This window comes from Leuconostoc holzapfelii, assembly GCF_012396485.1.
In the GTDB taxonomy this organism is placed as follows: Bacteria; Bacillota; Bacilli; order Lactobacillales; family Lactobacillaceae; genus Leuconostoc; species Leuconostoc holzapfelii.
Window position 1 is genome coordinate 95445 of the sequence record NZ_JAAXPO010000004.1, and the last position, 24560, is coordinate 120004.

The 24560-nt window shown below is 44.9% G+C and carries 18 protein-coding genes; 2 read left to right on the forward strand and 16 right to left on the reverse strand.

The features are described 5' to 3' along the window. Positions 1–57 precede the first annotated feature (57 nt). From HF966_RS04460 to HF966_RS04470, 3 genes are read right to left on the reverse strand one after another with little or no spacing between them, the layout of a single operon-like run. Positions 58–570 carry a 2'-5' RNA ligase family protein gene (locus tag HF966_RS04460; protein WP_168676607.1) on the reverse strand — a complete coding sequence of 171 codons (513 nt, stop codon included), beginning with the start codon at positions 568–570 and terminating at the stop codon, positions 58–60. A 25-nt stretch (positions 571–595) separates the two neighbouring features. After that, the gene (locus tag HF966_RS04465; protein WP_168676609.1) at positions 596–1339 is read right to left on the reverse strand and encodes a biotin--[acetyl-CoA-carboxylase] ligase; all 744 of its coding nucleotides are present in this window, start codon (positions 1337–1339) and stop codon (positions 596–598) included. A gap of 1 nt (position 1340) precedes the next feature. Continuing rightward, a complete protein-coding gene (locus tag HF966_RS04470; RefSeq protein ID WP_168676611.1) occupies positions 1341–2897 on the reverse strand; it encodes an ABC-F family ATP-binding cassette domain-containing protein in 1557 nt (518 codons plus the stop codon). Between the two features lie 97 nt (positions 2898–2994). On the opposite strand from HF966_RS04470, the gene HF966_RS04475 reads away from it, so the two are divergent. Next, entirely contained in the window at positions 2995–3327 is a 333-nt protein-coding gene (locus tag HF966_RS04475) for a VOC family protein (RefSeq protein WP_168676613.1), read from the forward strand. Positions 3328–3345: 18 nt separating this feature from the next. Here the strand turns inward: HF966_RS04475 and HF966_RS04480 are convergent, their stop codons facing one another. Beyond that, on the reverse strand, positions 3346–4632 hold the full coding sequence (locus HF966_RS04480) for a chloride channel protein (protein WP_373306377.1): 1287 nt from the start codon (positions 4630–4632) through the stop codon (positions 3346–3348). 349 nt (positions 4633–4981) lie between these two features. Here HF966_RS04480 and HF966_RS04485 point away from each other — a divergent pair, with 349 nt between their 5' ends. Beyond that, positions 4982–9430: a glycoside hydrolase family 70 protein gene (locus HF966_RS04485; protein ID WP_210729352.1), complete on the forward strand. Its 4449-nt coding sequence runs from the start codon at positions 4982–4984 to the stop codon at positions 9428–9430. Between the two features lie 48 nt (positions 9431–9478). Here HF966_RS04485 and HF966_RS04490 read toward each other — a convergent pair whose 3' ends face one another. The 12 genes from HF966_RS04490 to citG all read right to left on the reverse strand — a co-directional run bounded on the left by HF966_RS04490 (position 9479) and on the right by citG (position 24556). Next, on the reverse strand, positions 9479–10156 hold the full coding sequence (locus HF966_RS04490) for an EAL domain-containing protein (protein WP_168676617.1): 678 nt from the start codon (positions 10154–10156) through the stop codon (positions 9479–9481). 292 nt (positions 10157–10448) lie between these two features. Further along, positions 10449–11540 (reverse strand): GGDEF domain-containing protein, encoded by a 1092-nt coding sequence (locus HF966_RS04495; RefSeq protein ID WP_168676619.1) that lies wholly within the window; start codon positions 11538–11540, stop codon positions 10449–10451. A gap of 129 nt (positions 11541–11669) precedes the next feature. Further along, complete coding sequence (locus HF966_RS04500; protein ID WP_168676621.1) at positions 11670–12029, reverse strand: DUF1304 domain-containing protein; 360 nt, start codon at positions 12027–12029, stop codon at positions 11670–11672. Further along, a complete protein-coding gene (locus tag HF966_RS04505; RefSeq protein WP_168676623.1) occupies positions 12030–12986 on the reverse strand; it encodes an NADP-dependent oxidoreductase in 957 nt (318 codons plus the stop codon). A 13-nt stretch (positions 12987–12999) separates the two neighbouring features. Then, positions 13000–14340 carry a dihydrolipoyl dehydrogenase family protein gene (locus tag HF966_RS04510; RefSeq protein ID WP_220729026.1) on the reverse strand — a complete coding sequence of 447 codons (1341 nt, stop codon included), beginning with the start codon at positions 14338–14340 and terminating at the stop codon, positions 13000–13002. Then, the gene (locus tag HF966_RS04515) at positions 14340–14795 is read right to left on the reverse strand and encodes a MarR family transcriptional regulator (protein WP_168676627.1); all 456 of its coding nucleotides are present in this window, start codon (positions 14793–14795) and stop codon (positions 14340–14342) included. The genes HF966_RS04510 and HF966_RS04515 overlap by 1 nt, the downstream gene beginning before the upstream one ends. Before the next feature lie 140 nt (positions 14796–14935). After that, positions 14936–15430: an RrF2 family transcriptional regulator gene (locus tag HF966_RS04520; protein WP_168676629.1), complete on the reverse strand. Its 495-nt coding sequence runs from the start codon at positions 15428–15430 to the stop codon at positions 14936–14938. Positions 15431–15477: 47 nt separating this feature from the next. Beyond that, on the reverse strand, positions 15478–17847 hold the full coding sequence (locus tag HF966_RS04525) for a YhgE/Pip family protein (protein WP_168676631.1): 2370 nt from the start codon (positions 17845–17847) through the stop codon (positions 15478–15480). Positions 17848–17973: 126 nt separating this feature from the next. Continuing rightward, complete coding sequence (gene adhE, locus HF966_RS04530) at positions 17974–20676, reverse strand: bifunctional acetaldehyde-CoA/alcohol dehydrogenase (protein ID WP_168676633.1); 2703 nt, start codon at positions 20674–20676, stop codon at positions 17974–17976. Positions 20677–20941: 265 nt separating this feature from the next. Then, positions 20942–22270 carry a 2-hydroxycarboxylate transporter family protein gene (locus HF966_RS04535; RefSeq protein ID WP_168676636.1) on the reverse strand — a complete coding sequence of 443 codons (1329 nt, stop codon included), beginning with the start codon at positions 22268–22270 and terminating at the stop codon, positions 20942–20944. A gap of 109 nt (positions 22271–22379) precedes the next feature. Beyond that, positions 22380–23156, reverse strand: a complete 777-nt coding sequence (locus tag HF966_RS04540) for an alpha/beta fold hydrolase (protein ID WP_168676638.1) — start codon at positions 23154–23156, stop codon at positions 22380–22382. After that, positions 23153–24556, reverse strand: coding sequence for a triphosphoribosyl-dephospho-CoA synthase CitG (gene citG, locus HF966_RS04545; protein WP_168676640.1), 1404 nt, complete (start codon positions 24554–24556; stop codon positions 23153–23155). The genes HF966_RS04540 and citG overlap by 4 nt, the downstream gene beginning before the upstream one ends. Between the last annotated feature and the right edge of the window lie 4 nt (positions 24557–24560).

The following is a 24560-nucleotide window of genomic DNA, read 5'->3' on the forward strand; positions in this document are numbered from 1 at the left end:
TGAGCCAAAGTGATTTTACCACTGAACACTGGCCCAATAATTCTAATTTTCATAGTTTCACCGCAATGCTAAGTTAAAGAAAACCTCGGAATCGTCATTGTTTAAAATATGCTCTACACTGACCACTTCAATTCTAGTGGTATAAGTTAAAGATTTTTGAGGCAATTCAGCCATTAACCGATACGCCTTCTCGGCAGAAATACCTTGTGCAATGGTCATGTGGGGTTTATAGGGAATATCCTGTCGCAAATGGTTCATAAAAATGGGTGATTGATATAACTTGTCATGCAACGCCGTCATTTCATCACTTCCTTGGTCCACCACCAACCAAACATAACCATTATCAGGGTCACCAGCAACTTGGTTCAAGGTGATATCAAACGATGATACGTGCTGAAATGCATCAGTCACAACCTGACACACTGTTTCATCCGAGGTATCACTTTCAAAAGGAAAAACTAGTGAAATATGCGGCGGAATATGCTCAGCAAGTGCATCATATTGACGTCTCACATCATGAATAAGTGGCATGTTTACTTGTGGAAACAATAAAACTGACCGTAATCCCATACGCTTGGCTATCCTTTTCTACACCCTACAAATTGATCTTTGCCACTTCACCACTAAACAAGGCATGTGACACGCCGGCATCATCCACCAACAATAACTCACCATGGGATCCTACCCCAGCGACTTTACCCTGAATAACTGTTTTGCCCACATGCGCCGACACGTGACGATCAGTTAAATAGGCATGCGCTTGAAAATAGTCGAGGTGTGCGCCCTGTTGATAACCCGCAAAGTCGGCTTGCAAAGCTGTGAAAATCTGACGGACAAACGCATTTTTATCCACATCGACATCAAGTGCGCCAATTTTATGGCGTAATTCGGATGGTACAACTGTAGCTAAAATGTTGAGGCCGACCCCGATACTCACTTGTGTGAGCTGACCTGCGGTCATCACCCCTTCGGCAAGAATGCCTGCAATTTTGCGATCGTGATAATATAAATCATTGACCCACTTCAAAGCCACTTGAATCCCAGTCACTTCAAAAATGACACGCGCAATCGTTGCTGCCACACCGGTGGTCAACAGCCCCGCATCAAATTCACCCGCTGGGACATCAAAAACAAAAGTCATATACACACCGCTACCGCGCGGTGAGAAAAATTGGCGACCAAATTTACCATAACCAGCCGTCTGTTGATTGGCAACAACAGCAAAAGGTCGAGCCATGCCTGCATGCAGCATCTCTCGACCTTTAATCATTGTTGAATCAACCACATCAAAAACTGTCATGTTGTCCGGCATGTTGTTTTGTGTCAGTAGTTGCACCATATTAATCTGTTTCTTTCTTATAAGATAGCGCCGCGACGTTGAGTTCACGGTCGCCAAAGCCCTTAGTAAAGCTCACTTCGTGAGACACGATAATGACATTGCCAGGGAACTTATCAATCGCTGCTCGCAAGGCATTTTTTGTGCCTTCATCGAGATGGTTTGTCGGCTCATCTAAAATCAAGAAATTACTTGGCTTCATTTCCATAATGGCCAACTTGACTTTCGTTTGCTCACCACCTGAAAGTTGTTGCAAAGGCTTTTGCGCGTTTTCAGCGTTAATTCCCGCAGCAGCGAGTCGTGTCCGTAACGCCTTAGGTTCAAGCGTTGGGAAACGGTCTTGCATTTCTTGCAACGGTGTTTTAGCATCGTTGTCCCACTCTAAATCTTGGTCGAAATAGTTGACGACGGCAGATGGTGAAAATTCAGCTGTCCCATGTAAGGCGGGGATCACGCCAAGAATTGACTTGATCAACGTTGATTTACCCGCCCCGTTGAAACCTTTGAAGACAATTTTTTGCCCCGTAGTCACTGAGAACGTCACTGGTTCCAAAACCGGTGTCACGTAACCCACCGATAAATCACTCACTGTCAAGGCGTTGGCTGATTGTGAGTTCACGTAAGGAAAGTTAAACTTAGCTTGCAAGGTATCTGATGGTGGATCAATCTTATCCATCCGAGCCAGCATCTTTTCACGTGATTTGGCTTGCTTTGAGGTTGAAGCTCGGGCCTTGTTCTTGGCAATAAACTTTTGGGCCTTTTCAATTTCACCCTGTTGCTTCTCATATTGACGTAACTGTTGCTCTGCCCGTTCTTCTTTTTGCCGCATAGCTTTGGTGAATGAGCCACGATACTTGGTAATCTTACCAAATGAGACATCAATGATCGCGTTCGTCACCTTGTCCAAAAAGTCAAAGTCATGGGAAATGATCAAAGCTGCGCCGTCATAAGTTTGCAAGAAATCCTGCAACCACGCAATGTGGGCGACGTCCAGATAGTTTGTCGGCTCATCCAAAATGATGACGTCATCATTTTCCAATAGTAACTTCGCCAAAATGACTTTGGCACGTTGACCACCAGACATTTGTTCCAATTCCCGATCACGCCCGATGGCTTCTAACCCAAGACCGGAAATGACACGTTCGATTTGCGTATCGACGTCATAAAAACCAGCCGCATCTAGTTCTTCTTGCATGCGGCCAGCACGGTCTAGCAATTTATCGTTCATGGTTTCCGCGTACTCATTGTAGAGTGCGGTGATGCGGTCTTGCTTATCATATAAGTCTTGATAAGCCGTATGCAAAAAATCAACCAAATTCATGCCATCCGGAATTTCGGCATACTGGTCCAAATAGCCAATTTTTAGGCCTTTTTGCCAATCGATTTTCCCAGACAAGGGTAATTCTTGTCCCGTAATAATCTTAATTAGGGTTGATTTGCCCGCACCGTTTTGCCCAACAATGCCCATGTGTTCGCCTTGTTGTAATTCAAAGGCGGCGTCTTCATATAAAGTTTTTTCTGCGTAGGCCATTGTAAGGCTACTGACTTCTAATAATGCCATAAGTTTAAGTTTACCATAAAAAGCGCGTATGCGGGATTGTAAACGTTCTCATTGTGCTGAGTTGAAAAATAACACGATTCAGCTATACTTATATATTATGAAACCACGTAAATTAAACATTAAAACAATTCCAGCAACCGATACGAACCGCGCCTACCGTTTTTGGCGCGATGTATTTGATTTGCCCCAATCCGGGCATCAATCTGGGCGCCATTTGACCCTAGATAACGAAGACATTGTCTTTGTCCCCGGTGAGCCAACCGATCAACTTGAATTGCTGGTCCGCGATCACCAAGCTGACCTACAAAAACATTTAAAAAACAATTTTGTGACGGTAGTTGGTGAGCCTGAACCACGTTTTGGTGACAAAATTGCGATTAAAATCAATGATTCAGAAGGTAACCTGATTACCATTGAAGCCAACGTATAAAAAGACTGACACAACGTGTCAGTCTTTTTTACTAGTCTTTGTTTGTAGCACGCGCCGCGACACAGTACTGGCAATCAAAATGCCAATGGCAAGCGGTAAGATGGCCGAGCCATCCAGATGTGTAATTTCAATCAACATAAACATCGCCATCAACGGCGCCTGTTGTGACGCTGCCAGTAACGTGCCAGCGCCTAAAACTGCCCCCTGGCCAATCGTCATACCCGGTACCCAACCGGACAAGAAGAATCCTAACACCGCGCCCAAAGCACTTCCTATGGCAATCGATGGTGTCAAAGTGCCACCCGAAGCCCCAGAACGAATGGTCAAAACGGTCACAATGACTTTGAGCAAAGCGCCAAGCACAAGTACGCCGATGATGTCCCAATGTGAACTATTCATCGCAAATTGTGCTAACGCACGCCCATTGCCCATGATTTCTGGGAAAAAATACGCCACAATCCCAGTCAATAAGGCAGCCAGCGGCAGTTGCCAAAGTATCTGCCTGTTTTTTGTTTGGTGCTGTTCAGCCCATTGAAAACATTTTCTAAACCAACCACCAGCTAACCCGCTCAAAGGCGCCAAGACTAGTACAAAAACCACGCTGCTCATCGAAAAACGGACATCATTGAGTAGATAATACGGTTGAAAACCTTTCACTAGTGCGCCCATTAGCATCGCGATGGTGGCCATCGTCAAGCTCACACCAACGGTTTTTAAACTAAACTTCTTATATAAAACTTCCACTGAGAAAAACATACCCGTTAATGGGGCAATGTAAATTCCCGCAAAGCCCGCACCAGCCGCCGCTGTCATTAACAAACGTTTATCTTCAGTTGATAAACTTGTCCAATGCAGGCGTTCTAAAAGCGCCGACCATTGTTGCGCCAAGACCGCACCGGCTTCACGTGGGGCCAATTCACGGCCAATCGAGCCACCCGTTCCAACATAAAAAATTTGTGTCAGCACGTGAACCATCGTTTGCCAAAAAGGCATCTTCTCCCCCGCTAAAGCACTTTTAATGCTCACAGTTGGGGTCGTTTTTGTACGCAAAAACCACCAGATAACCGCAGCAATCACACCACCTGCAAAAACTGACAGTAATCTAATCAGTGCTGGGGTGCCGGTCGGTGCGGGTACTTGAGCAGTTTCACCAAAATGTAAAAAACATTGCTCAATGACTTCCAAAAACAAGGCTAATAGCATCGAACTCAAGCCAACAATGACCCCTAAAACCAAGGTAGACAAGACAAGCAAACAACTTGGCTGTTGATACCAAGGAGATGGTTGGCGCTTTTTTTGTATCATTTTAACATTCATGTCATTTTGACCTACAATTTCTATGCTTTAAAACTATTTTAGCCTTTTGATAAAAAAGGCACAATTGGTTTAAATTATAACATATTGAGATAGATAATTTTTCATAAATTCATGACGTTAATTGTATAATGGGTTATTATTTGACATGTCAAGCACTTAGCACGCTGATCAGACCGTCTTTTAGCATACAAGCACACGAAGTTTATTTTTTGTCATTACAATATTGATGTTATTTAAGCATTTCTTAATCATTCAGCAAATGATATACGTTTAACATTTACTCCTATATAATTTTTTATTGTTTCATCAAACAAATAGTTTACGGGAGAAAAAGATTTTGGGAAACGACACACAAGTAAGAAAAAAACTCTATAAAGCAGGTAAGAATTGGGTTGTTGGTGGTATCATGACCACCATCGCCGCCCTGGCACTTGTCACTGGCACAACGACGGCTGCTGCCGATACGACAACGACGTACTCAGGTTCTAGTGTGGTGGCACCACAACCAACAACAACGCCTGACACCATAATACAAGTTGCCACGCCAGCGGCCACAAACACCACGACACAGACACCCGTTGCGGACCCCGCCACGGCCTCAACGTCAGAACCGGCCACGCCAGCACCTGCGCAAACGGCGCAACCAGCAACCGACACTACCCCAGCAGCCCCACAAACAGGCTACGTCGAAAAAGACGGCGCTTGGTACTATGTCAACGCTGATCAATCTTATGCCAAGGGACTCACAACTATTGCGGGCCACTTGCAATACTTTGATGCTACAGGGCGTCAAACAAAGGGTGCCTATGTCACAGAAAATGGTAAGACTTACTATTTTGACGCCAATACGGGGAACGCCCTCACTGGCTTACAACACGTTGCTGGCCAAACCGTAGCCTTTAATGCGCAAGGCGAACAAATTTTCAGCGACTTTTACACAACCACTGATGGCCAAACGTATTACTTTGGTGCCAATGGTCAAGCTGCAGTCGGCGTAACGAGTATCGCTGGCCACAATTACTACTTTGATGCTGCCGGTCAACTAAAGAAAGGTTATGCTGGCGACATTGACGGCCAAGTGCGGACATTTGATGCCACGACTGGTCAAGAAGTTTCTGCAACTGACAGCCAGATCACCGAAGGTTTGACAGCACAAAACGATGACTACACGGCGCACAATGCTGTTCACAGCACTGATAGTGCGGATTTTGATAACTTTGATGGCTATTTGACGGCATCATCTTGGTATCGTCCAACCGACATTTTACGCGATGGTAAAAACTGGGAACCGTCAACCGCCAATGACAAGCGGCCTATTTTGTCCGTCTGGTGGCCTGACAAACAAACCCAAGTCAACTACTTAAACTACATGGCGCAACTGGGGCTCGTTGAAAACCCAACCCCTTATACGCTTAAAGACGATCAAGCTGCCTTGAACAAGGCCAGCGAAACGTTGCAACAAGCCATTGAAACCAAGATTGGGTTGACAAACAGCACCGACTGGCTGAAGACAGCGATGGCGAACTTTATCACCACACAGCCACAATGGAACCAAACGAGTGAAGATCCTAACAGTGATCATTTGCAAAAGGGGGCTTTGACATTTGTGAACAGCCCCCTCACCCCAGATACAAACTCTGCATTCCGTTTGCTCAACCGCACCCCAACGAACCAAACAGATACGCAAAATTATACGGTGGATAATTCAAAGGGTGGCTACGAATTATTGTTGGCCAACGATGTAGACAACTCAAACCCCGTCGTGCAAGCCGAACAATTAAACTGGTTACACTACTTGATGAACTTTGGTTCAATTACCGCAAACGATGCTGACGCAAACTTTGACGGTATTCGTGTCGACGCTGTCGACAACGTTGATGCTGATTTGTTGCAAATTGCCGCCGATTACTTTAAGGCCGCTTATGGTGTCGACAAAAACGACGCCACAGCCAACCAACACCTCTCAATTTTGGAAGACTGGAGTCACAACGATCCTCTTTACGTCAACGACTTTGGGGATAACCAATTGACGATGGATGACTATGCCCACACGCAACTCATTTGGTCATTAACTAAGAACTCCGACATTCGTGGTACGATGCAACGTTTCATGGATTTCTACTTGGTGAACCGTAGCCAAGATAGCACGGAAAACACGGCCACACCAAACTATAGTTTCGTGCGTGCCCACGATAGTGAAGTGCAAACAGTTATTGCCCAAATCGTTTCCGATTTGCACCCTGACGTTGAAAACAGCTTGGCACCAACACCGGAACAGCTGGCGGAAGCCTTCAAAGTCTATAATGAAGACCAAAAGTTAGCCGACAAAAAGTACACGCAATTCAACATGCCAAGTGCTTATGCCATGTTGTTGACCAACAAAGACACGGTCCCACGGGTTTACTATGGTGATCTTTACACGGATGACGGTCAATATATGGCCACAAAATCCCCTTATTTCAATGCGATTGATGCTTTGCTCAAGGCCCGCATTCAATATGTCGCTGGTGGTCAAGCCATGGCTGTAGACAATCACGACATTTTGACTTCTGTGCGTTACGGTAAAGGTGCCATGACCGCCACTGATAAGGGCGATGCTGACACACGGACCCAAGGGATTGGGGTCATCATCAGCAATAACAAAGATTTGACTTTGCAAGCTGGTGAAACGGTGACGTTGCACATGGGGGCTGCCCACAAAAAGCAAGCCTTCCGCTTGTTGTTAGGCACAACGCAAGATGGCTTGGACTATTACAACACCGATGATGCACCTATTCGTTATACCGATAACAACGGTGATTTAATCTTCAATAATCAAGATGTCTACGGCGTCCAAAACCCACAAGTTTCTGGCTTCTTAGCCGTTTGGGTACCCGTTGGTGCCACGGACACCCAAGATGCCCGCACCGCATCTGATACGACTAGTCACAATGATGGTAAGACTTTCCATTCCAACGCTGCATTGGATTCACAAGTGATTTACGAAGGTTTCTCAAACTTCCAAGCCTTCGCCACAACACCAGATGAATACACAAACGCTGTGATTGCCAAGAATGGGTCATTGTTTAAGGACTGGGGTGTAACAAGCTTCCAATTGGCCCCACAATACCGTTCAAGTACAGACACCAGTTTCTTGGATTCAATCATTCAAAACGGTTATGCTTTCACTGATCGTTATGATCTTGGTTTCGGCACACCAACTAAGTACGGCACAGTAGATCAACTACGTGATGCGATCAAAGCCTTGCATGCTAGTGGCATTCAAGCCATTGCCGACTGGGTCCCTGACCAAATTTACAACCTCCCTGGTCAAGAACTTGCCACAGTGACACGGACGAACTCATACGGTGACAAAGATCCCAACTCAGACATTGAAAATTCACTTTACGTGATTCAAAGTCGTGGTGGCGGACAATACCAAGCCCAATACGGTGGTGCCTTCCTCGGTGACTTGCAAGCGATGTATCCGTCATTGTTTGAAACAAAGCAAATTTCAACGAACTTACCAATGGATCCATCAACTCGTATCACGGAATGGTCTGGTAAATACTTCAACGGCTCAAACATTCAAGGTAAGGGTGCCGGCTATGTCTTGAAAGATGCTGGTTCAAGCACTTACTATCACGTGGTCTCTAACAACAACGACGCCACATACTTGCCAAAGCAATTGACCAATGACCTATCAGAAACTGGTTTCACGCACGACAACCAAGGTATCATTTACTACACATTAAGCGGTACGCGTGCGCAAAACAGCTTTGTCCAAGACAATTCAGGGAACTATTACTACTTTGACAACACTGGTCATTTGGTGACTGGTTTCCAAACCATCAACACCCATCACTACTACTTCTTGCCAAACGGTATTGCATTGATGCAAGCCTTCTTCCAAAATTCTGATGGTTCAACCATTTACTTCGATAAGCGCGGCCAACAAGTCTTCAACCAATACATCGTTGACCAAACTGGGGCAGCTTACTACTTTGGCACTGATGGTCGTATGGCTATCAACGGCTTCACGGATGTCGATGGTCACCGCCAATACTTCGATCAAAGCGGTCATCAACTCAAGGATCAATTCATGACTGATGAAAATGGTCACGTATATTACTTTGAAGCTGGTAATGGGAACATGGCAACCTATCGCTACGCGCAAAACGCCCAAGGCCAATGGTTCTACCTTGGTGGTGACGGCATTGCGTTGACAGGTTTGCAAAACATTAACGGCGCCAACCAATACTTCTACGCCGATGGCCACCAAAGTAAGGGTGAATTCGTCGTCTTAACTGACAAGACCATCTACACGAATGCTACAACGGGTAACCTAGTCGTTGGTGTGCAACACTTGGCTGGTAAGACTTACGTCTTCGCCACAGATGGTGCGATGCTCACAAACCAATATTACGAACTTGCTGCTGATCAATGGCTGCACTTAAGTGCGCAAGGTCAAGCTGATACTGGTTTGACAACCGTTGGCGACCACTTGCAATACTTTGGTACTGATGGCGTCCAAGTGAAGGGTGCCTTTGTGACTGATCCAGCCACACAAGCCACTTACTACTTTAACGCGACAACTGGCGATGCCATTGCCAACCAATACTTCCATATTAAGGGCGATTGGTATTTGACAGACAGTGACGCACGCCTTGTCAAAGGCTTTAAAGTCGTCAACAACAAAGTCCAACATTTTGATGAAACAACTGGTGTGCAAACGAAGTCAACGCATTTGACAAAAGCACAAAAACAATATATTTTCGATCACAACGGTGATCTCGTTAATATGTAATTTAAAAAGCCGACTCAGTTAAACTGAGTCGGCTTTTTGTTGTGTGCCTTACGGTGTTGTTTCTTGATTACTGAAATAGTAACCCTGTTGGTGCTTAATGCCTAAGTCAAATAACCGGACCACTTGCGCTTCTTCAGAGACGCCTTCCATAATAACATCGACATTAATCGCTGCCATTTTGGCATCAAAACGGGTTAAACGTCGTTGGAATGATGGCATTGGCAGCTGTTTCATCGCCTCATAAGAAATTTTGACGCCAATAATGCCTAGTTCATCAGCCTCTGCGGCATCCAGATGTGAATGGACATTAATATCATCTAAAACAACACGATACCCTTGGCTTTTAGCATATAAAATAAAATCTGTAATAACAGTTTTCTTAGCAACATATTCGCGTTCAGTAATTTCTAGGATAATTGACGTCGAAAGGTCACTTAAATTTTCCAAGAAAGTATGTGTTGCAGCATATTCCAGTTGACTGATTTCAATATTAATAGATATTGTATTGATTTTTTCTGATTGCAACATCAGACGAATTTGTTGTTCAAAGAACAGCAAAAACCGTGCATTCCCAGCTTCATCAGCAATCAGATCAAAGAATTTTTGTCCCGGAAAACAATTCGTTCGCATTTCCCGTAACAATAATTCATAAAACTGAACTTCATATTCACGATAATTATTCAAAGCTACGATGGGCTGCGCGTTAAAGTAAAACTTTTTTTCCATACAACAAATCGCCTTTCATTTTTTGGAAGGTGTTACTGCGGATCATGTCTATGTTTGACGTTTGTCCAATATTGTCATTGATTTAATCGCTCTAACGACCCTTTGTTAATAAAAATCATAATATCGTAACTTATTAATATTAATATATTTTATGATATTTAGCAACGCTTTTCGTATAATTAGAAAAAGTTTTTTCGTGGTATATCAGGTTATTTTACATTTTTCTGGCAAAACAGCTACCACAGTTAACCCCCTTATTAACTTATGATACTTGCTGTTTGCCAGTAGGCATTTATAAAACTTCAATCATTGTTTGTTTACGGCCAGCATGTTTTGATTGATAAAGTAGTTGGTCGGCAGCTTCCAATGTCGTCATCGGATCAAAAGCATGATTTTTAAGATAGGCTACACCAGCTGAAAAACTCATTCGTTCTGGTAATTGTTCCATCGTCACACACTGAATAGTATCTTGCAGTTGGTCAAATACTTCTTTCATCGTTTTGCCTGCAACCGCTTTGATGGTCACAACGAATTCTTCACCACCATAACGATACAATTCGAAATTATTAGTCCCCAGCTGTTCAATCAAATTTTGGTGAATATGTTTAGAAAAAGTAATCAATGTCTGATTGCCTATATTATGGCCATATTGATCATTCACTTTTTTAAAGTAATCTAAATCCAAAATCGCAATTGCTAAGGTTTCTTCGTTGAATTGTTGTGACCCAAAATCTTTGTATAAATAATACAAATTGTAAAATTGTGTCAGTTCATCTTTATTCGCCCGCAACGTAATCGCATCAATTTCAGCAACCCGCTGCGTGATATACCGGTTAAAATAATGCATCATGATCATAGTAATTAATAACGCAGACACACTAATCACACTGCCTCGCAAAGTATGTACCCCATAAATCGGTACGAACGTACCAAACAATCGTTCAGCACAAAGCATGATAAACGAGGCCGCACTGATTTTAGCTAATATTGGCACTTTTAATAAATTAACTATCACAGTGCCGATATAAGTTAACAACCCGGTCATTAACACCAATAAGACCGTACCTTGTGGTAACGCTGGATTCAACATTGATAAGTAAGTAATAATGATCAAAGCTGTGAGTAAAAAATACCCCGCACCAATATCATGGCTAACATAAAAATAAACGATTATGGCTAATAAATAATATAGATAAATGTTACCAATGACCAGCATAGATACCGATAACAAACTATAGATTAAAGGTAAGAAAACAACAACCGTTTCGGCATACCATCCAAACGATTCACGCATTTCATGAAAATTAAGGATGGTCAGAATTGCAATACCTAAACCGATCAACATGGTGCTTAATACCGAAATATCAAAGAATAAACTCCCCATAAATACCCCCGAAAACTTTTTTAAAAAAGACACACTAATACTCCACATTTTAACATATTATTGTGATCTAACACAGATGTTTTTAACCTATGAAATAAAAAGACGCCCCACAAACCGTGAGGCATCTCTTTATTTCATAAACAATGCCAACAAAGCAATCGCTGCTGGCAAACCTTGTACCAAAATAATCTTGCGTGCCGCCGTCAAACTACCATAAATGGCGGCAATCAGGATGAAGCCCATCTCTAAGGCCAACATCACGACTTGTGCATGGCCTGACAATAAGAACATCGTGGCAAAAATCAACACACCGAGCAACCCATTATAAACCCCTTGGTTACCAAGCAACGTTTTGACTTCGGGAATATCGACGATTTCTGGTTCTAATTCAAACGCCTTCACTTGTTGTGGCGTTGAGCCAAAAACTTCGACAAACATAATCCCAATCGCTTCAATCGCGACCAATGCTGTTATCACTAAAGCTATCATTTATTCTCCCTCATTTTCTTCTGGTTTAATTTGTACCACAATTTTACCACGCGCATGGTGCGTTTCGCTTCGTTCATGCGCTGCTTGAATACCTGCAGTCGTCAATGGATACACAGAATCCACGACAATTTTTAAGTCACCTGATGCAATATCGGCCCCTAACACAGCCAAATCTTGGCCATTTGGTTGCAGCCAACCTTCACGCACCGTTTTGTCCGGGGTGGCCTTTTGTTCCGGGGTCAATGTGGCTGAAATCGTCACAAAATGGCCCCCTGGCTTCAAAATCGCTAACCCATTATCGACATCCCCGACCATGTCAAACACCGCATCATAATCGGCTAACACGTCTTGAATGTTGGTCGTGTGGTAATCAATCACTTCATCAGCACCAAGACCCACCACAAAGTCATGGTTGGCTTGACTCGCCGTTGTTGCAACATAAGCCCCCATCTTTTTTGCCAGTTGGATGGCGTAAATGCCAACGCCACCGGCACCGGCTTGAATGAGCACTTTTTTCCCAGCACTGACTTGCAATTGTTGTAACATTTGCAGCGCGGTGAGGCCTGCCAAAGGCACTGCCGCCGCTTCAGCAAAGCTCACATTTTTTGGCTTTAAGGCCAACTTATCCGCTTTCACTGCGGTATATTCGGCGTATGACCCATTACGACCAATTGGATCAATGTCTGGTCGGGCAAAAACCGCATCCCCGACTTTAAAGCCTGTCACCGCATCGCCTACGGCAACAATTTTCCCAGCGACATCCCAACCGAGTACCACGGGAAATTCCCATTGGAACATGCGCTGCAAGAGCCCTTCGCGAGCCTTATAGTCAATCGGATTAATGCTGGTGGCGATATTTTCGACCAAGACTTCATCTGCTTGAATGGCAGGAACTGCGGTGTCAACTACCGTTAAGTTCTCTCGGTCACCATATTGGTTAATTACTGCTGCTTTCATCGCTAATCTCCTGTTAGGCTAAATAGTTGGCAATCATTGGCAAAACAACCCCAGTATGTGTTGGGAAAGCAAAAATTTGGTCTTTAATATCGGCACTCGTGTAGTGTTTGTTAATCACTGGCACCAAAGCGTTCACCACTTCGGGGGCAAAGTCACCAATTAAGGCCGCTCCGACCAATTGCTTTTCTTGATTCAACACAATTTTAATGGCGGCGTGGACATCGTTTAACGTCTGGAAACGCATCACTTGCCCATAAGGTATCTCGATGACCTGCAAGTCGTCGCGTTGCGCTGCTGCCTCAGTCGTCACGCCGACTTGCGCGACACGGGGCAACGTAAAGGCCACGGTTGGCACAACAGGATAGGCAATCGGCGCCGAATCACCCAAGAGCACGCGGGCGATGTAATGCGATTCAAACGTTGCGGTTGGCGTCAAACGTGCGATTGGCTTTGAAATCACATCTCCACTAGCATAAATGTTTGGCACGTTCGTTTGCAAGTGATCGTTGACCAAGACCCCTTGGCGGTCATAGGCCACCCCAATCGTATCTAAGCCGAGGCCATCAATATTGGCCACGCGCCCCGTAGTGTCCATCACATAATCGGCTTCAATACGTTGCCCTTGCGCTGTTTCAACGGCGTACTGGCCGTTATCTAATGCCGTGACACGCGTCACCGCTTGGCCAAACGCAAACGCAATGCCCTTAGCGGACATATCGGCGACAACTTGTTGGGCATAGTCAGCGTCAAAGCCATTTAACGCCCGGTCACCATATTCAATCAACGTCACTTGACTACCCGCTGCATGAGCAATTGACGCAAATTCCATCGCAATGTAACCTGCACCAATAAAGACCATTGACTTTGGCATTTCTGGCAAATCTAAGAAATCCGTACTGTCGTGCGTGAGTTCAGCGCCTGTAATTGGTAGCTTAGCTGGGCGTTGCCCAGTGGCGATGACAAATTGGTCGGCCGTGTAGTGGACATCCCCAACCGTAATCGTTTGCGCATTGATGAATTGTGCATGCCCAGCAATAATATCAATCCCATCAACCGACAACATCTTGGCCAAGCCATCAGATAATGGATCAATCACTTGATGCTTGTAAGCCATCAATTCTGGCCAAATAATATCAGGCGTATCGTTAATGCCAATCCCGTGATAGTGGTGTAAATGGTGCATCATTTCTGCAGGCCCATCTAACAAGATTTTGGCATTGCAGCCAAAGTTCGTGCAAGTCCCAGCCACTTTATTGGCTTCGACCAAGGCCACTTTCTTACCAGCGCGCGCCAATGTTTGCGCACCGTGCCAGGCCGCATGGCCACTACCAATGAAAATAATATCGTACATGATTATCCTTCTTTCTCTTCTGTTAACATCGTTTGTAAAATGTCATTCAACGCTTGATTCTCACGGAGGACGTCTTCCAGTGGGCGACCACTACGCGCGAGCAAATTATCGCGGATGGCATCAACTTCAGTCAGTATTTGTGCAAATAAAGGTTGTTTGTCAGCTGGCATCGTCAAAACTTTGGCCCGTTTATCAGTTGGGCTAGGCGTTTTTTGCAACCATGACTTCTTGACCAACTTATCAATCACCGGTGTGAGTGTATTACTCGATAAATCCAATGCAGCGCCAATCGCCATTAATTTCAATGGCCCTTGTTGATGAATAATCAAGAGGCTCATATATTGTAAATATGACAAATCGTAAGGGTCTAAGACGCGACTGTATAGTCGGTGAAAATATCGGTTCGTGTTATACACCGATAAACAAAGTTCATCATAAAGATGGTCCGCTGGGGTCATATCTGCTACCAATCCTTTCCTCAACCATAATTATATCGCACACGATATAAATTGCAAGTCACACGTTATAAAATGTGCGTTTCAATCAAGATAATTCGCCATTTTACAACAAAAAAATAACGACTTTCGTCGTTATTTTCTCAGTTGACTTGACGCCAATCAATTTTTTCAAAATCTGCGGCACTGACGTGACGCAATAATTTAGCAATCGTGTAGCGCTGTAATCGCTGCTTAAAATCTTGTTCAGCATCGTTAAACACGCTTAAGACGTCATCCACTGCTACATCCAATGCTTCTTGGACATCTTCCACTGGCTTGTTGGATTCTTGATTTAAGAAAATACGATCAGCCAATTGTGTGGCATGGATGAAACTACCATCCCCTTCAATGGCTTCGTAAACATCGAGCAGCGTAATATCAGCAATTGATCGGGCTAGTTTAAAGCCCCCTTCTTTACTGGCAATTGCTTCAACAATCCCAGCAACAACCAACTTACGCATCGTTTTCTTCAAATAAGACTCTGACACCTCCAAGCGGTCACTTAATAAGTAACTTTTCACCGGTAAGTCGTCCTTTTGCAAAGCTAGCATGACCAATACGACTAGACTTTGCTCAACAGCTTGTGACATTTTCATCGTTTTCTCCATCTCCCCAAGCATTGATCGCGAAGACGTTACCAGCGTTAGCTGGCAGTTTCTGCCTTACCTGACCAAACGAGGTCATTATGTTGTAATTTCCAATGATAGACGCCCCAAGTAAGTACCATTGAGACGATACCAATTGCTAATAAGACGGCCAAATCACCAACCACACTGCCACCAATCGAAATCACTTCGCGGAAGGCGTGCACCGAATACGTCATAGGTACCCAAGGATGAATTGCTTGGAAGAAGCCATTGGACAATTCAATTGGATATGAACCCGCACTGGCACTGAGTTGCAAGACCAAGGCAATAATCATCAGTCCAGAACCTAATTTACCAAACATAATGCTAAAGAGCAAGACAAGTTGGTTGAAGGCAAAGGCGACAACTAACGCCACAATGTATAATAAGAACACATTTTTTGGATGTAGTCCGTCGACCAATAACAATAAGCTGGTAATGATAATCCCTTGGGCAATCCAAACTGGCATATTAACCGTTTGTTTGTCCGCCCACCAAGCAAAGCCACTACGTGGTTTCTTGGCAACTGTCACAAAGTCATAAATTGCACTTAAAGTAATCATGCCGACAAAGAGACCCACCGACATCATATATGGCGTCATCCCTGTACCGTTATTTTCCACTTCAGACAAGTTCTTTTGCGTCTGTTTCACCGGTTGTGTTAACGCCTTAACATTGGCTGGCTTGCCATGAATTTGCTCCAAAGCAATGGCACCATCTGCCAATTTTGCCGCTAACGTATTCGAACCATCTTGGGCTTGCCCTAAAGCTGAAACAGCTTGTTGGGTGCCCGTCGTTAACTGCTGCGCACCTTGATTCAATTGGCTTGCCCCGCTAGTTAATGGGCTATTTTGAGCAGTCAATTGTCCCAAACCACCAGTCAATTGTGTTGCGCCCATGGCTAGTTGCCCGTTCCCTTGTGCCAGTTGACCGGCACCTGCTTGCAATTGCGAAGCAGCCGTCGTGACTTGCTGTTGACCGGCATTGACTTGGCCAGCACCAGCCGCTAATTGTTGCGCTGCTGGGACAACTTGTTGAGATAATAATTGGCTGAGCTGCGTTAAACTACCATTTAAGCCATCAATGGCAGTTTTATTGCCTGATTGCGCCTGCGCTACCCCTGCTTGTAACTTTGGCAATTCAGTTTTAAAGGCTTCAAGCTGTGGCAGCAACGCCTGGAGTTGTGTGAAGCTCCTGCCTATATTTGTTGCAGCTTGACCACTCTGTGCTAAATGGCCTTTCAGGCTATTGGTCGTTGCGCCAAATTGTTGCGCAATATCAGGATTGGCTGCTAGAAATGCCTCAAACTTGGGATCGCTTGCTATTTTGCCTAACTGTTGCGTATCTTGACCCGCACCCGTTAAGCCAGTTTTCAAGTCTTGACCGGCTTGTGCCATCGCTTGAGTATCAGGCGTTTCCGGTAATGTGATCGCATTGACGGAATTAGTCAAATCATCCAAACCTTTTTCTAATTCAGCTAACTTAGGCGCACTCGCAGTTTGCCCTTGGACAATCCCATCACTCAATTCTTGCAACTTAGTGGCTAACTGTTGCGCACCCACAGCAACTTGTTGGCTCCCGGCTGATAACTGGGGGGCATTTTGTGCTAACTGTGACGTCCCAGCCGCCAATTGATTGGCGCCGTTGGCAGCGACTGACGCGCCACTCGCCAATTGCCCAGCACCACCATGAGCTTGCGCCACCCCTTGCGTGTATTGTGACAAGCCACTCGCCAAAGTTGAGGTTCCTTGTGATAGGGCTTGAGCACCTGTATTCAATTGACGGCTACCATCAGCTAACTGTCCTAGCCCATTGTTAAGCCGGCGGGCACCATCAGAACCTGCTAAGAAACCTTTTTGAGACGCCGAGGCTGCCGAAAGAATAGCACTGTTGTAGACGCTTTGCAATGAACGGTTTACGCTATCTTGAATTTTGACTGCTGCTGAACTCGTCATTTTTTCAGCAATAAAACTTTGCCCAGCATTTTGTGCAATCGCAATCTTGGCGTATTTTGGTTGTGCTGTCAATAACGTCCCGGCATTATGCGTAAAATCTTTTGGAATCGTGATTGTCATATAATAATGTCCAGCTTTCAGCCCATCGTGGGCTTGCTTGGACGACACTGCCGTCATTTTTAACGGTTTTTGCCGGAGTAGCTTATCCGTCAAGTCCTGCCCTAAATGTTGGGTTTTGCCATTAATGGTGTCGGGTTGATCATTGTTGACAATCGCGACCGGCAATTGATCTAATTTGCCATAGGTATCCCATAAGGATGATAAGAAAATCACCGCATAAATACTAGGAATGACCGCAATACCTACGAGTAATAGTTTTAATCCGCGTAAGTGGCTGATTCGCTGCCATTCCGCACTTTGCCAAAATTTCATACGTTGCCTCTTTTTCGTGTACTCTTTTTATCTATGGATATATTATATACACGGATAGTAAAAATTGCAAACAAAAAAAGCAAAATTTCTTTTGCTTTTTGTGCAATACTTGCACCGATTGTACTTTTAAAGTTGTGCCATCAAAAGGTCTTTAATTTCTGCCAAACTTGGTTGGCGTGGGTTACCAGGTGTGCACTGGTCGTTGTAGACAAGGTCTGTCAATTCATCAATGCTCTTCACCAAGGCAGCCTTGGTCACGCCGTTTCCTGAAAGGGTTTGATCCACTTCAACGGACTGTGCCAAATCCTTAATGGCAGCAATCAAAGCATCCACCAATTCAACATCGGTATTTCCCTTCAACCCAAGGTAGCGCGCGATATCGGCATAATCTTTTTGGGCTGTATAAGTTTCGTAGCGTGGGTATGGTGTCCGCTTAACGTTACCAGTCACGGCGTTAAACTTAATCACATGTGGCATAGCGATCGCAATGGCCAAGCCGTGTGGCAAACCAAATTCACCACCAGTCTTGTGGGCAAGTGAATGATTAATGCCTAGGAAGGCGTTGGCAAATGACATCCCAGCCAACGTTGAAGCATAATGCATCTTGGTCCGCGCATTTTGACCTTCCTTGGTTGGGTGCTTTGGATCGTAGTTGTATGATGTGGCCAAGTTTTCAAAAATCAACTTGATGGCTTGCAAAGCCCATGGTCGCGTAAATTCTGAAGCCATCACTGATACATAAGATTCAAAGGCATGAGACAAAGCATCCAAACCAGAGAAGGCAACCGTCCGCTTTGGCACAGTCATCACGAATTCTGGGTCGACAATAGCAACTTCAGGTGTCAATTCGTAATCGGCCAATGGGTACTTCACGTGGGTCTGGTCATCGGTAATAACGGCAAATGGTGTGACTTCTGAACCTGTACCTGATGTTGTTGGAATCGCCACCATTTGGGTCAAACGCGCATGATAGAACTTCACGATACGCTTACGAATATCCATGAACTTTTGTTGCAATTCCATGAATAGTTCCTTAATACCCTCTTCGTCTGACAAAATACCTTCATGACGTGTTGAGTATTCGTACAAGAAGCGACCAATCTTACCAGCATCGAGCGCGGAACCACCACCAAGTAAGATCACTGTATCAGGCTTAAAGTCGGCCATTTGGCGTGCAATATCAACGGCTTGTGACAACGTTGGATCTGGCTTAACTGAACCATAAATGGTTGTTTCGACTTGCTCTTGGCGCAATTCTAATTGGCTCAAGACCTTGCCAACAAAGCCGAATTGCACCATGCCAGGGTCAGCCACGATAAAGGCGCGCTTGACTGATGGCAAATCTTGCAAGTAAGTGATTGCGTTAGCTTCGTAGTAAACTTCCTTTGGCAAACGAATCCATTGTGGGCGGTTACGACGACGCGCAACAGTCTTAATGTTAAGCAAATCGTATGTTGACAAGTTGTGAGACAATGAATTCTTCCCCCATGATCCGGTACCAAGCGTCAATGATGGGCGCATAGCATCTGTATAGATATCGCCAACCCCACCGATTGAGTCTGGTTGGTTAACCAAGATACGTGATGCCCCGATGGCATCTGCGTAGTCTTTAATAAATGGGTCATCTTGGGCCCCAATTTGAATTGCTGCGTTGTGGCCAGCCCCTTGATAGTTCAACAAAGCTTGCACTGTTTCAATGGCTTCTTCGCGCTTTTCTACCTTATAAATAGACAACAATGGTGACAACTTTTCTGATGACAAGGCTTCACCAATGTTCTTTTGGTCAAGTTCAAACAACAAGACATCCTTGCCTTCGGGTACTTTCACACCAGCCTGTTCCGCAATCCAGCGGCCTGACATACCGGCAACTGGACCAGCTACACCGAACCCTTCTGCATTTGGCTTGAAGACATAGTCCGCAATCTTCTTGTAGTCTTTTTTAGGCACCAAGTAAGCCCCTTGATCTTGCAACTTTTGCAAGACTTCATCATAAATTGGTGCTTGGATGACAGCTGAGTTTTCAGTGGCACAAATCATACCGTTATCAAAACGCTTTGACAACAACAGATCTGATACGGCACGATCCGTGTCAACGGTGGCATCAATATAGACTGCCCCGTTACCTGCACCAACACCCATTGAAGGGTTCCCTGACTTCAACGCTGCGTTAACCATTGATGGGCCACCTGTTGCCAAAATTGAGGCGATGCCTGGGTTTTGAATCAAGGCCGTTGTGCCATAAATTGATGGCTTGTCAATCCATTGAATAAAGTTTTCAGGGGCGCCTGCCTTCAAAGCGGCTTCGTAAACGATTTGTGCCGCATGAGCTGAGGCCTTTTGCGCTTGTGGGTGGAAAGCAAAGATAATCGTATTACGTGTCTTTGCAGTCAACATTGACTTAAAGATCGTTGTTGATGTTGGATTTGTCGTTGGGACAATACCGGCTAACACACCAAGTGGGGCCGCCAATTCAACCTTTCCTTGGATTTTATCTTCACTAATCACACCAACTGTCTTATCAAACTTGATGGCGTTATAAACTGATTCCGAGGCAAAACGATTCTTCGTGTCTTTATCTTCCACAACGCCACGACCCGTCTCGTCATGCGCTTCGTGGGCCAATAACAATGAATTTTCTGACCCAGCCAAAGCCATGGCTGCGACAATCTTATCTACTTGTTCTTGTGTAAATGTTGAGAATTCAGCCAAGGCCTTTTGTGACTTTTCAACTAATGCTGCGGTCATTTTTTCAGCTTGTGCTTGCAATTCTGCTTTTTCTTCCGGTGTCAAAACCTTTTTTACGGGCTTCTTTTCAGTTGCTTCTACCATAATGACTGTGCTCCTTTTATCGTTTGCTCATTTCTTAACAATCTAAGTATATAACAGGTGTTTTTAAAATGCAAGCTTTTTAAAATTATTTTTAAAACAGTTGATATAATCACATTTGTAAGCGCTTTCTTTATATTTAGTTTATTGTGTAATTGTTTACAATGTAACGAATTTTAATGGATTTAACGGTATTTTCAACGAAAAAAAGAAGATAACACGGTGATTATCGTGCAATCTTCTTAATAAATGTTGTCTAACGTTTGGCTTAATGCATGAAGCTAACCAAAATACCAGCCACAACTAACATCAAGGCGCCACCAATTCGATTCCCCATTTGCGCAAAGGCAATTAAGTTCATACGATCTGAAGCGGCCAACACGGCAACGTTCCCCGTGCCACCCATACTGTTATTAGCAAGACCAGCGGTAATCACTGATTCTACTGGGTAAAGGCCAAACAACTTCCCTAACGCAGCACTGGCCAACGAAATAATGATAATACTTGAGACACACAAAACGACAAATTGCCAAGAAAGGGCAGCCATCAATAGTTTCATATTCAACAAAGATAGCCCAACCCCAGCAAGTAGCGCGTGGGTCATATTTTTAACCACGAGTTGCCCGAACATAATGACTGAATCTTCATAGTATTTAGGTAATAGCCCCATAGATTTCAATAGGACAATGGTCAAAATCACAAAGGCATAGGCGTTGACTTGTGGCACTAACTTGTTTAGCATCGTGCCAAAGACAAAGAAGGCAACAGACATCGTCATCCCCACCCCGATTTGCATGTAATCAAGCGGTACGTCCGTGGTTTCGGCCGCTGTTGTGGTGTTTGTTTTCAGCAATTGGCCATGCCCATTGCCCTTACTATTCATGAAAATCCGAGAAACCAATCCAGCACTAATAATAGCTAACAAATTCCCAAAAATAACTGCTGGGAAGAGTTGCGACAAAATCATTTTGGCCGGCTGACCAAAGGCATGGGCATAAATGCCTGATAGCGGCACAATGCCGGCGCCAACACCACCCGCCATAATTGGCATACCAATATACAAAACCGCGTGATTAAAGCCAACCCCAATCAGCATCCCCACAAGGCCGACACCAAAGAAAGTGATGGCCATTGAGAGAAAGGCAACCGGCAAGAAACGAACCGCCGCTTTCAAAATGAGGCTACGATCCATCCGAAAGATGGATGAACCAATCAAGGACACGATGTATAGATCCAGAAAATCTGCTGTGTTAATAAAGCCTGAGGCTGTTTTCACCACTTCATGCGGAATCACACCTGTCGTGGCCAAAATTGCGGCCATAATAATCGTAAAGACGGATCCCCCACCTAAATAGGTGCGGAAAATTGGTAGCTTTGCGCCAATAAAATAAAAGAGGTGTCCCATGATAACCAGGGTCAAAATCGCCCCAATCATGTTGTCAGGTAAGGTATGCGAGCGAATCGCAATAATGAGCAAAATGGCCATAATAATGTAGGCCACTAAGCCAATGCCACTAATCTTGATGGCGTCTAATTTTTTCAACCAAGGTTGGCCTCCAGGCGTTGGTTGCGTGTTGTCTTGCTTGTTGTTTCCCATTGTTACTTATCTCCGTTAACTTTATTGTTCGTTACAAATTTCACATTAATGCGTAAAAAAAAGTTCGTCTACTTTTTATAAAAATCACCGCCTTTATTGCTGTTTCCCTTTACGCTGATATAAATGTGTGCAGGTAAGCATTGACTGCATCGGGCTGTTCCATGTGCGGCATATGTCCTGCATTTGGCATGCGCACCACATCGTTGTTATTATTTTCACAAATAATTGTGTAATCACCCTGCCACATGGTAGAAGCTGCTCCCACAATCATCAGTTGCGGGATCGTGAGCGATTGGCACGTTTCACGCCAATCCTGTTGCAAATGATCCCCTAATAATGGCCTACACAGCGCCTCATCAAACGGATGCACCGCACGTGTTGTCTTTAATTCTTGCCGTAATGGCTCAGATATCCCAGCCACGGTCATGGGTTGCCTTAAGATATAAGGTAGCCGTACCCAAAAATTTTCCCAAGTCAGCCCGTTGAGGCCCGCTTGCCAATAGGTATCGTTTAGCGGTTTGGGCGATTCATCAATTGTTACAATACGTGAGACACGCTGTTCACCAAAAATGGTGAGATACGCCCAGATTACACTCGCCCCCATCGAATGCCCCACCAACGTAGCTGTTGTCACTTGGCACACCGAAAGTAATTCCTGAACATCTGCGGCCAAACGCATGATGCGTAAGTGTTTGGCCGTGCGCGTTGAGGCCCCATGGCTACGCCAGTCGAGTGTGATCACCCGATAACCGTGTTGTAATAAAAACGTCACTTGGTATTGCCATTCTTCTTTAATTCCTGAATAGCCCGCCAACAATAAGATGACCGGCCCGTCACCTTGATCCGTGTAAGCCAATTGAATCCCATCTGAGGTTATCATTCTCATACTAAGACACCCCCTAATTTGGCCAAGAAGATGGTTAAAATCAGGTTATCTGCCGCACCACCAATGCTGAGATGACGCGCAATAAATTGGTCATCCAATGCGGTCAAATAAGCTAACCCAGCTGGCGTTTTGCTGCCGCCGCGTGCGAAATAGTCGCGCACCCATTGTTGCATTTCAGCCGTGATTGCCGGCGTCCCTGCCCGCTTAATCAAGTTCGTGTCTTCAATGGCACCAGCAATCTGCATTAAAGTATCGAGTAAACGCTGTGTTGTCTGCCCAGTGGTGCTTTGTAAGAATGGTAGGGCCGTGTGTAACACCACCGGAAAGCCTGCCGCCGCTTCGCCACGAACACCGGTTAGGCGGTATTGCTGGTATTGTTGTTCACCAGCCGTCAACGGTTTTTGATTGGCCGCTAACGCCGTGAGGTCTTGTGCCACCAAGCCTGTTAACATGTGCGTCATAATTTCTTGGAGATGGGCGGTTGTGGTGCCCGTCAACCGTGTGGCATAAGCCACGGCCGTCACCATAATGCCAAGTGAAAAAATCGCCCCTTTATGCGTGTTGACCCCATGCGTTGCAGCAAACATCGCCTGCTCTGCTTCTCGCCCAGCGACCCGCAGCGTTTGAAACATGGCCGTTAAATCATCCCCGGAAAAATCATGACCAATCGTAAAGGCTGTATTAAAATACCCCATTAAAGCTAAACTACTATCAATAAACGTCATCACCGTCATGTCATCATGTGCCCCTGGACTAATTGGATCCACTAACCCAGGCTTTGGCTGCAAACTCACTTCATACAATAACCCCGCCATAGCAGCATGCACGACAGCGGCTTGCGTTGGTTTGGCAATGACCATGGCATCTTGCATGGTGGCATCATAAATGGCTTGGATGGCTTGATAACCAGCCTGTAACTGATGTGCTGATGTTTTAATGCAGACTTTAGCGGGCTGATCACAAATCAAACATTGCCGGGGGGCATAGCCCAAGTCTTGCCGGGATAACTGTGTGGCCACCCCTGCTTGTAACGTATCAATATCAAACAACCGTCCCATGACGGTGGCTGATTCAAAGGCTATGGCTTGTCGCTTGACCGCCGTTAATGTGCCTTGTATCACCAAGAAGGCTTCTGGCCCCGTGGGTCGTGTGAGCAAAATCTGGTCATCGATTAAAGGAAAGTCAGCTACATATTGACGCAAACAACCTAACCCCCGACGGAACAAATCTTGCAGGGGCCTGCTGGTTTTAATTGGCCCAGGAATATTTAGTTTCACGCTCACGACAACTGCCGTTGGGTAACGTTTTGCTAACTGTGTTTGCCGGTGACTCCGCCACTCGCGGTTATCGAGGGCTTGATTTAAGGTGATGGTTGGCCCATCTTGAATGACACGTATCATTTTG